The sequence below is a fragment of the Burkholderia sp. WSM2230 genome, assembly GCF_000472445.1.
GTDB lineage: Bacteria > Pseudomonadota > Gammaproteobacteria > Burkholderiales > Burkholderiaceae > Paraburkholderia.
The window spans coordinates 569,196-582,492 of the sequence record NZ_AXAJ01000001.1 but is presented as its reverse complement, the minus strand read 5'-3'; the positions used below and the strand labels follow the sequence as shown (position 1 = coordinate 582,492).

Annotated in this window: 11 protein-coding genes; 5 read left to right on the top strand and 6 right to left on the bottom strand. The window is 63.0% G+C overall.

Annotated elements, in window-relative coordinates:
- Positions 1–161: 161 nt before the first annotated feature.
- On the top strand, positions 162–2,522 hold the full coding sequence (locus tag A3AC_RS0102645; RefSeq protein ID WP_025597035.1) for a TonB-dependent receptor: 2,361 nt from the start codon (positions 162–164) through the stop codon (positions 2,520–2,522).
- A gap of 60 nt (positions 2,523–2,582) precedes the next feature.
- Here the strand turns inward: A3AC_RS0102645 and A3AC_RS0102640 are convergent, their stop codons facing one another.
- Positions 2,583–3,752 carry a YVTN family beta-propeller repeat protein gene (locus tag A3AC_RS0102640; RefSeq protein ID WP_025597033.1) on the bottom strand — a complete coding sequence of 390 codons (1,170 nt, stop codon included), beginning with the start codon at positions 3,750–3,752 and terminating at the stop codon, positions 2,583–2,585.
- Between the two features lie 271 nt (positions 3,753–4,023).
- Here A3AC_RS0102640 and A3AC_RS0102635 point away from each other — a divergent pair, with 271 nt between their 5' ends.
- Both A3AC_RS0102635 and gph read left to right on the top strand, forming a co-directional pair.
- The gene (locus tag A3AC_RS0102635; RefSeq protein WP_025597031.1) at positions 4,024–4,803 is read left to right on the top strand and encodes an HAD-IA family hydrolase; all 780 of its coding nucleotides are present in this window, start codon (positions 4,024–4,026) and stop codon (positions 4,801–4,803) included.
- Complete coding sequence (gene gph / locus A3AC_RS28960) at positions 4,800–5,540, top strand: phosphoglycolate phosphatase (protein ID WP_051361553.1); 741 nt, start codon at positions 4,800–4,802, stop codon at positions 5,538–5,540. The genes A3AC_RS0102635 and gph overlap by 4 nt, the downstream gene beginning before the upstream one ends.
- 103 nt (positions 5,541–5,643) lie before the next feature.
- Here gph and A3AC_RS0102625 read toward each other — a convergent pair whose 3' ends face one another.
- Positions 5,644–6,795 carry a porin gene (locus A3AC_RS0102625; protein WP_025597029.1) on the bottom strand — a complete coding sequence of 384 codons (1,152 nt, stop codon included), beginning with the start codon at positions 6,793–6,795 and terminating at the stop codon, positions 5,644–5,646.
- A gap of 382 nt (positions 6,796–7,177) precedes the next feature.
- On the bottom strand, positions 7,178–7,366 hold the full coding sequence (locus A3AC_RS0102620) for a hypothetical protein (protein WP_025597027.1): 189 nt from the start codon (positions 7,364–7,366) through the stop codon (positions 7,178–7,180).
- A gap of 243 nt (positions 7,367–7,609) precedes the next feature.
- Here A3AC_RS0102620 and A3AC_RS0102615 point away from each other — a divergent pair, with 243 nt between their 5' ends.
- The gene (locus A3AC_RS0102615) at positions 7,610–7,888 is read left to right on the top strand and encodes a DUF1488 family protein (RefSeq protein ID WP_025597025.1); all 279 of its coding nucleotides are present in this window, start codon (positions 7,610–7,612) and stop codon (positions 7,886–7,888) included.
- Between the two features lie 30 nt (positions 7,889–7,918).
- Entirely contained in the window at positions 7,919–8,710 is a 792-nt protein-coding gene (locus tag A3AC_RS0102610; RefSeq protein ID WP_025597023.1) for a phosphate/phosphite/phosphonate ABC transporter substrate-binding protein, read from the top strand.
- A gap of 53 nt (positions 8,711–8,763) precedes the next feature.
- On the opposite strand, the gene A3AC_RS0102605 is transcribed toward A3AC_RS0102610, so the two are convergent.
- The 3 genes from A3AC_RS0102605 to A3AC_RS0102595 all read right to left on the bottom strand — a co-directional run bounded on the left by A3AC_RS0102605 (position 8,764) and on the right by A3AC_RS0102595 (position 13,285).
- Positions 8,764–10,791, bottom strand: a complete 2,028-nt coding sequence (locus A3AC_RS0102605; protein ID WP_025597021.1) for an acetyl/propionyl/methylcrotonyl-CoA carboxylase subunit alpha — start codon at positions 10,789–10,791, stop codon at positions 8,764–8,766.
- A gap of 72 nt (positions 10,792–10,863) precedes the next feature.
- Positions 10,864–11,649 carry an enoyl-CoA hydratase/isomerase family protein gene (locus A3AC_RS0102600; protein ID WP_025597019.1) on the bottom strand — a complete coding sequence of 262 codons (786 nt, stop codon included), beginning with the start codon at positions 11,647–11,649 and terminating at the stop codon, positions 10,864–10,866.
- A gap of 28 nt (positions 11,650–11,677) precedes the next feature.
- Positions 11,678–13,285, bottom strand: coding sequence for a carboxyl transferase domain-containing protein (locus A3AC_RS0102595; RefSeq protein ID WP_025597017.1), 1,608 nt, complete (start codon positions 13,283–13,285; stop codon positions 11,678–11,680).
- Positions 13,286–13,297: the final 12 nt, after the last annotated feature.

Here is a 13,297-nt window from a genome sequence, read left to right as displayed (position 1 = left end):
AACGAGTTTGGGAACGCTTCCTCGCGATTTCGGGAAAAGCTCCCGAGCCTTCTCGCCACAGCGCATGCGAAGCTTTGCACACCTTGAAAGAAAGCGCTACGTATGCCGCCACGCGGCTGCGCTGCGGATAAAGCGTCGAACTTGCGGCAGGAGACAGAAAAATGAATATCTCGTCACGCGCGCGCGGCGTACGCAACCGCGCATACGGGTTGCGGCGGCGTGCAGGCATCATGCTCGGCCTGGGAAGCGCGCTCGCGAGTGTTTCGGCGGGTGCCTGGGCGCAGGTGGAAACGGGGGTCCCCGCTTCCGCTTCGAACTCCGCCCAGGCCGCCCAGCCGACCGACGACACGCCCTCCACCACGCTTGCGCCCGTGGTCGTTGTCGGCACGACGCCGCTGCTCGGCGTCGGTACGCCGCTCGCGCAGGTGCCGGCCAATGTGCAGACCGTTCGCGCGCGCGACATCGAAGCGCAGCATCGCAATACGCTGACCGACTACCTGGCGAAGAATCTGCCGAGCGTCGATATCGCCGATGCGCAGGGCAATCCGTATCAGATGAACGTCAATTATCGCGGCTTCACTGCGTCGCCGCTACTCGGCACACCGCAGGGCATTTCGGTGTTCGTCGATGGCGTGCGCGTGAATGAGCCCTTCGGCGACGTGGTCAACTGGGACGTGCTGCCGCAACAGGCCATCGACACGCTCCAGATGATCCCCGGCTCAAATCCGACTTATGGCCTGAATACGCTTGGCGGCGCGCTGGCTGTCACGACGAAGAACGGCAAGACGAGCCCCGGCGGCGAGGCCGAAGTGGCGCTCGGCTCATGGGGCCGCAAGACGGCGCAGATCGAACAGGGTGGCACGATCGGCCAGAACCTGGATTACTACGTGACCGGCAACGTCGCGAACGACAACGGCTGGGCCGAACAGAATGCGAGCCGCGTGCGGCAGATTTTCGGCAAGCTGCGCTATACCGATGCGGACACCACGCTGTCGTTGTCGGCGGGCGGCGCGGATAACGATCTGCACGGCACACAGACCATTCCGCGCTCATTCCTTGGCAATCCCAGGCAACCTTATACGTATCCCGACCAGAACCTGAACAGCGCGGGCTATGTGACGCTTTCAGGCGAACATTACTTCAACGATAGCGTCCAGTTGAGCGGCAATGCGTATTACCGGCACTTGCGCAACAGCAACCGGAGCAGCAACGTCAACCCGAACTTCGGCTCGATAGACGACAACGGCGGCATCGACACCACGCAGGCGACCAACGAGCAATCTGTCGTCTCCACCGACAGCTTCGGCGCGAGTCTGCAGCTCACGCTGCTCGGCAAACTGGGCGGCATGGAGAACCAGTTCATCGCCGGGGTGTCGGCTGACATTGCCAATTCGCGCTACGCGGAATCGTCGCAGGACGCGGTTTTTACTGCTTCGCGCGCGACAGTCGGCATTGGCGGTTTCACGCAGCAAACCGCGGCGAAAACGCATAACGGCAACTACGGCATCTATCTGCAGGACACGTTATCGCTCACGAAGCAATGGTCGCTGACGCTCGCGGGACGCTACAACTGGGCTGATGCGACCATCGGCGACGCGAGCGGCACCCAGCCGCAACTGAACGGTCACCATACGTTTTCGCGCTTCAATCCGGCTGTCGGCATAAACTGGAATCCGACTTCGGCATTCACTGCCTACGCAACGTACAACGAAGGCATGCGCTCGCCAACGGCAATCGAGCTCGCGTGCGCGGACCCCGCCGCGCCCTGCTCGCTGCCGAACGACTTCGTTTCCGACCCATCGCTGCAACCGGTGATCTCGAAGACCTTTGAAATTGGCGCGCGCGGACGGGTCGGCCAGGCAACGACCTGGAGCGCCGCCGTTTACCGGACCACGCTCGACAACGACATCGAGTTCATCGCCAGCAATGGCGCGGCGAGCAATCGGGGCTTCTTTCAGAATGTGGGGCGTACGCGCCGGCAAGGCTTCGAACTGTCGGGACATAGCCAGCTCGGTCCGCTCGCGCTGACCGCGAGCTACAGCTATATCGACGCAACCTACCGGTCCGCGTGGACCGAGAACAGCCCGAGCAATTCGAGCGCGGGTGCGAACGGCAACATCGGCGTGAAGCCGGGCGACCATCTTCCGGGCATTCCGGCGAATACGGTCAAGCTGCAGCTCGACTATGCGGCCACCGCGAAGTGGAAGGTCGGCGCGAACCTCACCTGGCGCGGCGGCATCTATGCACAGGGCGACGAGAACAATCAGGACGTGAACGGCAAGATTGCCGGCTATCTGCTGATCGACCTCGACACGTCCTACCAGATCACCAGACAGTTGCAGGTCTTTGCAAGCGTCACCAATCTGCTCGACAAGCGCTATGCGAGCTTCGGCACGCTTGGAGAGAACTTCTTCAACGGCCCGAACCATACCTTCGACGGCGCGAATCCGGGCAACGAACAGTTCGTCGGACCGGGCGCGCCGCGCGGTTTCTGGGTTGGTCTGCGCTATGCGTGGAAATGAGGCCGGTCATGCAACGAAGCGATACATGGTCATGTCGCGCATGACCGGCAACGACAGCCGTCAGCGCGATTCGATCGAGCCGTCGCCAGGCGGATAAGTGACAATGCCCCAAGCCAGCGGCAATTGCCCGATTTGTGTGATCGGCTGATAGCTGCGCGCGTCGAGCACATAAACGGAATCGGAACGCCCGCAGGCAACCAGCAGCTTCGCGCCGTCCGGCGTAAAGGTGAAGTGCCAGCAACGCTGCCCGACCGGCAAGTCGGCGAGATGCTCGTAGCTGTGGCCGTCGAATACCTGCACCGTCTTGTCGCGCGCCGCGGCCACGAAAAGCCGCTTGCCGTCCGGAGCATACGCGACGCCGTAAGGGCCGAGTCTGGTATCGACGGTCTTCAGCACCTTGAACGTGTGCGCGTCGATCACGACCAGTTTGCTGAGCGACTCCAGCGTGACCACGTATTCCTTGCCGTCCGGCGACAGCCGTATGCCGCGCGGACGTCCACCGGCCGCGAGCTTCACGGTCCGGATCGGCGCGCCCGTGCGCGCGTGATAGACGGAGACGGTGTCGTCGCCTTCGTTGGTGACGAGCATGTGCTTGCCGTCGCGCGAGAATTCGATGCCCTCGGTTTCGTGGCCGCTCGTTACCGAGCGCACCACGCGCCAGGTTTTCATATCGACGAGCGCGATCTCGGCAGGCGGCTTGCTGGCGTCGTCATCGTCGTCGGCATGGGCCTTGTTGGTCTGATCGGCCTTGTTGGCCATGTTGGCCGGACTGGCCGGCTTGTCGCGCTGCTGCCCCGTCTGCTTTTCGGCCTGCGGGTTCGCCCTGGGCGGGCCGCTCTCTTCACCAGGCTCGTACGTCACATACGCATAGCCGTTGTGCACCCGCACAAACTCAGGGTTCTTGCCGATCTTCACACGCTGCACGACTTCGCCCGAAGCCGTGTCGATCACGGCAAGGTCGCCGGTGTTCTTGTTGGCCACGAGCAGGCGCGAGCCGTCCGCATTCAGACTCAGGCCGCGCGGCCCCGCGGCGCCAACCGCGAAGGTTCGTGTCAGCGTCATCTGGTCGAGGTCGATTACACCGACGCCGGCCTTTTCGCTCGTCACATAGGCGATGGGCACCGCGGCATGCGCCCAGCCCGCACAGAGCGCCGCCGTGACGGCGGCCGCGATACGGACTGAAGCGATGGCACGTCCCCGTGTTGCGTTCCGAAACCGTGTCTCCAGCATTGTTGTACTCCGTTATGAAAGCGCTGCGCCGCGCAAGCCCGGCATTCAAGCAAAGTAGTTCATTGGGGGCTCGTTTGACAACGGACAAGCGGCGGGAGATTTTCCCGAATTGATCCGGCATGGTCGGCCCGCGCTCATCGAACCGTTAAACGATGCGTTATCGAGTCGCAAAGAATCTCTGAATTCAAATTGCACACCCGCTCCGCTATCGTGACTGCACACCGGCAACGAGCCTGAAGCCGGCTCTGCTCAACTGGACGAGGAGCGGCCCATGCAAGCCCTGATCTTCGACGTCGACGGCACACTTGCCGATACCGAAAGCGCGCACCTGCATGCGTTCAACATGGCGTTCGCGGAGGCGGGGCTCGACTGGCAATGGGACGAAGCGCTGTACGCACGTCTGCTCGAGGTGGCGGGCGGCAAGGAACGTTTGCTGTATTACTGGCGCCTCACCGATCCGGAGGAAGCTGAGGGCCCCGGCGTGAGCAGCGTGATCGACGCGGTGCATGCGATCAAGACCCGTCACTATGCGGCACGCGTGCGCGACGGCGGCCTGCCGTTGCGGCCGGGCATTGCGCGCCTGCTCGACGAAGCGAGCATGGCCTCCATTCCCGTGGCGATTGCGACGACCACCACGCCCGCGAATCTCGACGCGCTGCTGCACGGACCATTCGGCCCGGCCTGGCGCAGCCGTTTTAACGCGATCTGCGATGCGGGCACGACGCAAGCAAAGAAGCCCGCGCCGGATGTCCACCTCGACGTGCTCCGGCAACTCGGCCTGAAAGGCCCGGACTGCATTGCGTTCGAAGACTCCGCCAACGGGCTCAGCGCAGCGCGTGCGGCACTCGTTCCGACTGTCGTGACGCCGACAGCGTACACAGCGCATCATTCTTTCGAGGGCGCGCTCGCCGTGCTGCCTCATCTCGGCGATCCCGACGCGCCTATCCCTTCCCCGAGCGCGAATAAACGGCCGACATGGGTTGACCTCGACACATTGCGCCGCTGGCATCGCCATGCGTCCCATGGGTCCCACGAAGCGGCGGCAGTATGAGCATGCAGCCGCCTGGTTCGCCGCATGAGCAAGGGTCGGTGCGATCTCGAACGCATGCTGTGCTGATCGATCTTGACGGCACCATGGTCCACACCGCGCCGGATATTGTCGAAGCGGCGAGCCGCATGCTGGCCGATTTCGGCCACGCGCCGTTGCCCTTCGACACGGTCAGCGGGTTTATCGGCAAGGGCGTGCCGAATCTGGTCAGGCGCACGCTAGAAGCGGCGACACTGGATGAACAGGTGAACAGCGAAGCCGCGCTCGCGGTATTTCATCGGCACTATGAAGAAACGAATGGGCGCTTCGGCCACGTCTATCCTGATGTGCTCGCCGGTCTTCGCGAGCTTCGGCGGCTCGGCTACCGGCTCGCGTGCGTCACCAACAAACCCGAGGCGCTGGCCGCGCCGCTGCTGCGCATGACAGGGCTTGCGAGCTATCTGGAGGTGCTGGTCGCGGGCGATTCCATCGACAGCATGAAGCCCGCGCCGCAACCGCTGTGGCATGCGTGCCGTCTGCTCGGCGTAAAGACCGAGTGCAGCGTTCTGCTCGGCGATTCGCCCGTGGATGTCTGTGCGGCGCGCGCAGCGGGCATGCCAGTGTTTATCGTGAGCTATGGCTATGGCGGACCAGATGGCGCAGCGGCGTTGCAATGCGCCGCGTCAATCGAGTCGTTCGCGCAGTTGCCCGATCTGCTTGCGCCGCGAAATGAGCGCTTGAGTGCGGATGCGGCGTTGTAGTTTTCGTAGCCACAATGAAAACGACCCGGGCGCATGCGTCCGGGTCGTTTCTTTCCACTGCTGACAAATCCGTTTGCCAGCAGCTACAGCAGAACTGGTCGCATCAGAACTTGTGACGGATGCCCACGATTGCAAGTGCTTGCGAATCGGTACCGTTGTAGCCATACGAGCCGATCGAAGCCTGCGCGTCCTGCGTCGTGCCATCCGCGAGACGCTGCGTGCCGCTCGCATGCTGGTAAGCCGCAACTGCGTAGAAGTCCGTGCGCTTCGAGATGCTGTAGTCGGCACCCAGGCTGAACTGGTGATAATGCGCCGACGTGTCACCCGATGCAGCGGTGTACGCATAGCCCAGGCCCGCGACCAGTGCCGGCGTCGCCTGATAGGCAACGAAGGCCTTGCCGCTGTTGTACTTCTCGGTGCCCGTGAAGGTGGACGAGCCGTCGCTCTTCAATTGCGTGTTGCTATACGAAGCGCCCAGCGTGACCGGACCAACCACATACTGGCCGCCGATCTGGGCGATGCTGACCGATTTCGCCGTGACGTAGCCGTCGTTGATGTGGCTGTCGAAGATCGAATCAGTCGTGCTGCTCGCCCAGCTCGTACGCGCGGCCGTAGCCGATGCGTTGGTCGCGCGCAGGTAGCCGCCCGCCAGCGAGAACGGACCGTTCGAGTACGACACGGCGCCGCTGTACGTATAGCCCTGGCCCGCCTGACCCGCGACGCCGCTGAATGCATACAGCGCTTCGAATTGCAGGCCGGCGTAATTCGGCGACACGTACTTGACTGCGTTCGACACGCGCGCGCTGTTGTCGTTGTTGTCGACGTCGCCCGGTGTTGCGAATGCGGAGCCGAAGAAGTTGTCGGCCGTGACGCCTTGCACCATGTCCGTGATCGGGTCGTACTGGCGGCCGGCCGTGACCGTGCCCCACGTAGCGCCCGTCAGGCCGACAAATGCCTGGCGGCCGAATTCGCGCGAGCCCTGCCCGAGCTTGCCGGTGCCGACGTCGAAGCCGTTTTCCAACGTGAAGATTGCCTTCAGGCCGCCGCCCAGATCTTCCTGTCCCTTCAGGCCCCAGCGGTCGCCGCTCAGATTGCCGTTGAGCATGCCAGCGAGATTGCTGCTCGAACTGGCGTTATGCACATAGCCGATGCCGGCGTCGATCACGCCATACAACGTCACGCTGTTCTGTGCATGCGCGGACCCCGCCGCTACCAGCAGCGCGAGAGACGCCGAAGTCAATGCTGTTTTTTTCATCCTTGTTCCTTTATTCGCGTTTAAAAAGACCTTAGGGATGCGCAGCATACATTGATCATTAAAAAATTCAATAAAGGCGTTTGCAAATCGCCACACAGCCAATTATTACCAATTAATGCTCAAAATAATTAAGGGCTATGTGCGAACACATAGCCCCGAGTCCGGCGCAACGACTTTCCCTGCGTGGAGGCATCAAGAAAGAACCGAACGCGGTGGATTTAGCCAGCGCAACGGCGCGAAGTCAAGCGGCGGGCGATTGAGTTTCCTTGCCGAATGTTTTTCAGATTCGCTTTACATAGCCTTTCTATTTCAAACTATTAATCAGAATTTCCATCTATTGTTATTTCACATACCCGGAAAGGAATTGGCGCCTCTGTCCGTTTCAATGGCACCCTATTGCGCAACCGAGCAGGCTGAATGCGCCGACAATTCCAACGCCCGCGCCAAGACCGAAAGTCTCGAGCGAAGTCGCGCATCCCTGCAAACTGAACATCACCACCACCGCGGCGGCGAGCGCAAACTGCCGGGCTCTGCGAGGCACCGCATTGTTGAATTGACTGGTCTCGGTCATCTTTCTTCCCGTCTTGATGGTTCAGAACAAGGGCAAGTGTAGGCACCGCCTCGTGACCCGAACCGTCGAGCACCGGGTAGAAAAGCCGCTTCGGTTACAAAATTTTGTCTCGCGCAAACCATCGCCGCGGCGTGCGGCCGCGCGTGCTCTGCCAATTTCTCGCGAATGCTGGCTCTCCCACATACCGGCGGCTTTCAGTTTGTCATGCTGACGACTCAGGCGCGCGCGCGAAAGGAGGTCGCCATGTCGGTCTATGTGGACGAAGGGTTCCGGCCCTGCGTGACGGAGTGCGCAACGGTCGCGTTCAGGGTGTGCTGCGACGACCGCGCACAGATTTTCGAGGTCAGCGCGGACGCGCTCATCACCTATTGCGGGGCGGCGAGCGCCCGCAAAAAAGACCTGTTGCTCGCGTTCGAGGGCGCACAAAGCGAGATTCTCACGGTGGCCGCGCGCAAGTGGACGTTCCATCCGACCGAGCCGGTGCGGCTAGGCGTCGACGAATTCCGTATGATCATGCATTAGTCTGCCCATTAGACATGCAAGCCTCGCATCATGACCTGGATCGCCGCCCTGCCGATGTACAACGTCACGCCCTCGCTCGAAAGCGAATGGCGTGCGTGGCTTGCGGACGTGCTGAGCATGGTCAAGCCGGCGTGCCGCATCGTCGAGCCGGACGAAGAACTGCACGGCTTCTGGCGCCGGCCGAATCTGCTGATGTCGCAAACCTGCGGCTTTCCGCTAATGCATGGTCTGCGCGAACAGGTGCAGTTGATCGCGACGCCGCGTTTCGACGCTCCCGGCTGCGAGGGCGCACATTACGCGAGCGTGCTCGTCACGCGCGCGGACGCGCCGTTCGATACACTCGCTTCATGCCGCGGCGCACGCGTTGCCTACAATCAGGACGATTCGAATAGCGGCATGAACGCGCTGCGCCACGCGGTCGCGCCGCACGCGCGTGAAGGCGCATTTTTCCGCGCCGCGCTGCGCACCGGCTCGCATGTCGGATCGTTGCAGGCGGTTGCGGACAATCGCGCGGACGTCGCGGCGATAGATTGCGTGACGTTCGCTTTTGTGTGCGATGAAATGCCGGAACTTGCGCGGCGCGTTCGCCGCATTGGCATGACAGCGGCATCGCCGGGCTTGCCTTTGATCGCCTCGGGCACGGTGCCCGCTGCCACAGTGGAAGCACTGCGCGAGGCGCTGAGCGCAGCGCTCGCGCAGCATCCAGAGCGTGCAGAACGCCTGCGTTTGCAGGGGTTTTCTGCGTTGCCGCTGGCAGACTACGAGCGCATCGCTCAGCTCGAAAACGAGGCGCGCGCGGTCGGCTATACGCGGCTCGGTTGAGCGCGCCTCAATTCGCGCGTTATGCGCGCGTTATCCGCGCATTGGTTCGAGCGTTATTGCACGTCCAGCACGAGCAGCTGCGCGCCGTCGGCAACCTGGTCGCCGACCGCATACAGCACTTCGGAAACCGTGCCGGCCGCCGGCGCGCCTATGGTGTGCTCCATCTTCATCGCTTCCATTACGATGAGCGGCGCGCCCTTCTCCACCACCGTGCCCGGCTCCACCAGCACCGCGATCACCTTGCCCGGCATCGGCGCGGTCAGGCGGCCTTCGCCATGTTCGGCATCCGCCGCGTGCGCAAGCAGGTTCTGCCACTCGAAGGCCAGCGCGTGGCCGAGGCAGAACACATGAAATGTGTCGCCGTCGACAAACACGCGGCCCGTGGCCCGCGCATCGCCGATCGTCGCGCGGTATTCGTGCAAGCCCGAGCCGCCCGACCACGTGAAGCCTTCACGCAGGCCGTCGTGTTCGAGAGTTTGCACGCCGCCGTCGCGCGCGAACGTGACTGTGAATGCGCTGTCGTCTTCCACATCGCGCCAGCCTAGCGTCTGCTTGTAGCCGCCGTTCAGACGCCAGTGCGACAGCGCGTCCCACGGCGATGCGCCGTGCGCGGTGCCGCCCTCGCGCGTCAGCAGCGCCGCGCACGCCAGCGCGAGCGCTTCCTTGAAGGGCTTTTTCACCGGCGCGAACAATGCGTCGTGATGCCGTTCGATCAGACCGGTGTCCAGATCGCCGCTCGCAAACGGCTCGCTTTCGACAATACGCTGCAAAAACTCCACATTCGTATGCGGCCCCACCACTTCGCATGCATGCAGCGCGCGGCTCATTCGTGCCAAAGCTTCTTCTCGCGTCGCGCCGTGCACGATCAGCTTGGCGATCATCGGATCGTAGAACGGCGTGATGGTGTCGCCTTCGCGCACGCCGCTGTCGATACGTACAGGCGCCTTGCGACCCGGCTCACCGAGACCGGCGGCATCGATCACGAATTCCACGCCTTCAGGCATGCGCAAATGCTTGAGCGTGCCCGTCGACGGCAAGAAGCCGCGCGCCGGATGCTCGGCATAAATGCGCGCCTCGATTGCGTGGCCGTCAATTGCGAGTTGGTCTTGTGTGAGCGGCAACGGCTCGCCGGCGGCCACACGCAGTTGCCATTCCACCAGGTCCTGACCGGTCACCATCTCCGTGACGGGATGCTCGACTTGCAGGCGCGTGTTCATCTCCATGAAATAGAACTCGCCGGTGGCCGTCATGATGAACTCGACGGTGCCGGCTCCGACATAATTCACCGCGCGCGCGGCGGCAACCGCCGCCTCGCCCATTTCACGCTTTATTTCCGCCGACAATCCCGGCGCGGGCGCCTCTTCCAGCACCTTCTGATGGCGACGCTGCACCGAGCAGTCGCGGTCGAACAGATAAACGGCGCCACCGCGGCGATCCGCGAAAACCTGCACTTCGACGTGGCGCGGCCGCGTCAGATATTTTTCGATCAGCACGCGGTCGTTGCCGAAGCTGCTTGCCGCCTCGCGCTTGCACGAGGCGAGCGCCGCAGCGAAGTCCGCGCTGCGCTCAACGACACGCATGCCCTTGCCGCCGCCGCCCGCGCTAGCCTTCAGAAGAACCGGGTAGCCGATCGCATCGGCCTCGCGCTGCAATAGTTCGGGGTTCTGATCGTCGCCGTGATAGCCGGGCACGAGCGGCACGGAAGCCGCATGCATCAGCGCTTTGGCGGCGGCTTTCGATCCCATTGCCGCGATCGCTTCGACCGGCGGTCCGATGAACACGACGCCCGCCGCTTCACATGCCCGCGCGAAGTCTTCGTTTTCCGACAGAAAGCCGTAGCCCGGATGCACTGCCTGCGCGCCGCTCGCGCGTGCCGCTTCGATAATGCGTTCGACACGCAAGTAACTTTCCGCGGCGGTCGCGCCGCCGATATGCACCGCTTCATCGCACGCGCTTACGTGCTTGGCATTGGCGTCGGCGTCCGAGTAGACAGCGACGCTCGCAATGCCGAGCCGCTTGCAGGTTGCCGCGACGCGGCACGCAATTTCGCCCCGGTTGGCAATCAGGATCTTGTTAAACATGAGTTGTCTCGATCTCAGGATATTGTTCTGGTGAACGCCCGCCGGCGCCTCGCGTTGTTAGTGAGCCGCACTTCAGTCGCGCCAGGCCGGCGCACGTTTCTCGAGGAACGACGCGACGCCTTCGCGGCCTTCCGCGCCCGCTCGCGTACGCGCGATGCGCGCTGCCGTATCTTCTATCAATGCGTGGTTCAACTCGCGCCCGGCCATGTCCTGCACGAGCTGCTTGCACGCGCGCACCGCCTGTGGACCGTTCGCGCACAGCGTTTGCGCGATCTGCTGAACGGTGGCGTCGAGTTGCTCCGCGCTGACCGCTTCGCTGACGAGCCCGAGGCGCAACGCGGTGGCGCAATCGAACTGCTCCGCGGTGATGAAATAGCGGCGCGACGCCTGCTCGCCCAGCGCGCGTATCACGTAGGGCGCGATGGTCGCCGGAATCAGGCCGAGGCGCGCCTCCGAAAGACAGAAGCGCGCGCTTTCCACCGCCACCACGATGTCGCAAGCGGAAATCAGGCCCATGCCGCCCGCGTAGGCATCGCCGTTCACGCGTGCGATCACCGGCTTGTTGCAGCGATAGATGGACGACAGCATGTTGGCGAGCAACATCGCGTCGGCGCGGTTCTCGTCGTCCGAGTAACCGGCCATTTTCTTCATCCAGTTCAGATCGGCGCCGGCGCAGAACGCCTTGCCGTTCGCGGCGAGCACGACCGCGCGGACGCCCTCGTGCGTATTCAGCGCCGTGAAGGCCGACGTGACCTCGGCGATCATGGTTTCGTTGAATGCGTTGCGCACATCCGGGCGATTCAGCGTGATCGTCGCGACATATCCCTCGATTTCTACGTTGACTGTTTCGTATTGCATCGTGGCGGCTCCCATGCGTCGCGCTGTGTCACATCCGGAACACGCCGAAGCGCGTGTCTTCAATCGGCGCATTCATCGCGGCCGACAAACCGAGGCCGAGCACGTCGCGCGTTTGCGCCGGGTCGATCACGCCGTCGTCCCATAGACGCGCGCTTGCATAGTATGGATGCCCCTGATATTCGTATTGCTCGCGAATCGGCTGTTTGAAGGCCTCTTCTTCCTCCGCGCTCCATGAACCGCCGCGGCTCTCGATGCCGTCGCGCCTCACGGTGGCAAGCACCGATGCCGCCTGCTCGCCGCCCATCACCGAGATGCGTGCATTCGGCCACATCCACAGGAAGCGCGGCGAATACGCGCGGCCGCACATGCCGTAATTGCCCGCACCGAACGACCCGCCGATGATCACCGTGAACTTCGGCACCTTTGCCGTCGCCACAGCCGTCACCATCTTCGCGCCGTTACGCGCGATGCCTTCGTTTTCGTACTTGCGGCCCACCATGAAGCCGGTGATGTTCTGCAGAAAGACGAGCGGAATCTTGCGCTGGCAGCACAGTTCAATGAAATGCGTGCCCTTGAGCGCGGACTCCGAAAACAGAATGCCGTTGTTTGCAATGATGCCGACCGGATGGCCCCAGATATGCGCGAAGCCGCACACAAGCGTGGTGCCGTAGCGTGCCTTGAATTCGTCGAACGCAGAGTCGTCGACGATGCGTGCAATCACCTCGCGAATGTCGAACGGCTTTCGCGTATCCACGGGAATCACGCCGTACATGCTCTTTACGTCGTAGCGCGGCGGCTTCGGCGCCTGCAACACGACCGGCACATGCTTTGTGCGATTCAGATTGCCGACGATGCTGCGCGCAATTGCCAATGCATGTGCGTCGTTCTGCGCGAGGTGATCCACCACGCCCGAGAGGCGCGTGTGCACATCACCGCCGCCAAGATCTTCAGCGCTCACCACTTCGCCGGTTGCGGCTTTCACGAGCGGCGGGCCGCCGAGAAAAATGGTGCCCTGGTTCTTTACGATGATCGACTCGTCGCTCATGGCCGGCACATAGGCGCCGCCCGCGGTGCACGAGCCCATCACGACGGCGATCTGCGGAATGCCCGCTGCCGACAGATTCGCCTGGTTGTAGAAGATGCGGCCGAAGTGATCGCGGTCGGGAAACACGTCGTCCTGATTCGGCAGGTTCGCGCCGCCCGAGTCGACGAGATACACGCACGGCAAGCGGTTTTCCGCGGCGATTTCCTGCGCGCGCACATGCTTCTTGACCGTGATCGGATAGTAGGTTCCGCCCTTGACCGTCGCATCGTTGCAGACGATCACGCACTCGTGCCCCGCGATACGGCCGATGCCGGTGATGACGCCCGCGCCCGGCGCGTCGTCGTTGTACATGCCGTAGGCCGCGAGTTGCGAGAACTCGAGAAACGGTGTGCCCGGATCGAGCAGTTTCTCGATGCGCTCTCGCGGCAGCAGCTTGCCGCGCCCGGTGTGCTTCTCGCGCGCGGCCTCGCCGCCGCCCAGCGCGAGTTTCTCGACCTTCGCGCGAAGATCGTCGACCAACGCTTCGAGCGCCGCGGCATTGGCGCGAAAGTCGTCGGAGCGTGGATTCAGCCTGGATTCGATGACGGGCATCGCGTCGTTCTC

Bases quoted from the DNA above. Each gene is read 5' to 3' on its own strand.
- A3AC_RS0102620 (WP_025597027.1), bottom strand. From the start codon at position 7,366: ATGACCGAGACCAGTCAATTCAACAATGCGGTGCCTCGCAGAGCCCGG.
- A3AC_RS0102625 (WP_025597029.1), bottom strand. From the start codon at position 6,795: ATGAAAAAAACAGCATTGACTTCGGCGTCTCTCGCGCTGCTGGTAGCG.
- gph (WP_051361553.1), top strand. From the start codon at position 4,800: ATGAGCATGCAGCCGCCTGGTTCGCCGCATGAGCAAGGGTCGGTGCGA.
- A3AC_RS0102610 (WP_025597023.1), top strand. From the start codon at position 7,919: ATGACCTGGATCGCCGCCCTGCCGATGTACAACGTCACGCCCTCGCTC.
- A3AC_RS0102640 (WP_025597033.1), bottom strand. From the start codon at position 3,752: ATGCTGGAGACACGGTTTCGGAACGCAACACGGGGACGTGCCATCGCT.
- A3AC_RS0102635 (WP_025597031.1), top strand. From the start codon at position 4,024: ATGCAAGCCCTGATCTTCGACGTCGACGGCACACTTGCCGATACCGAA.
- A3AC_RS0102595 (WP_025597017.1), bottom strand. From the start codon at position 13,285: ATGCCCGTCATCGAATCCAGGCTGAATCCACGCTCCGACGACTTTCGC.
- A3AC_RS0102645 (WP_025597035.1), top strand. From the start codon at position 162: ATGAATATCTCGTCACGCGCGCGCGGCGTACGCAACCGCGCATACGGG.
- A3AC_RS0102615 (WP_025597025.1), top strand. From the start codon at position 7,610: ATGTCGGTCTATGTGGACGAAGGGTTCCGGCCCTGCGTGACGGAGTGC.
- A3AC_RS0102605 (WP_025597021.1), bottom strand. From the start codon at position 10,791: ATGTTTAACAAGATCCTGATTGCCAACCGGGGCGAAATTGCGTGCCGC.
- A3AC_RS0102600 (WP_025597019.1), bottom strand. From the start codon at position 11,649: ATGCAATACGAAACAGTCAACGTAGAAATCGAGGGATATGTCGCGACG.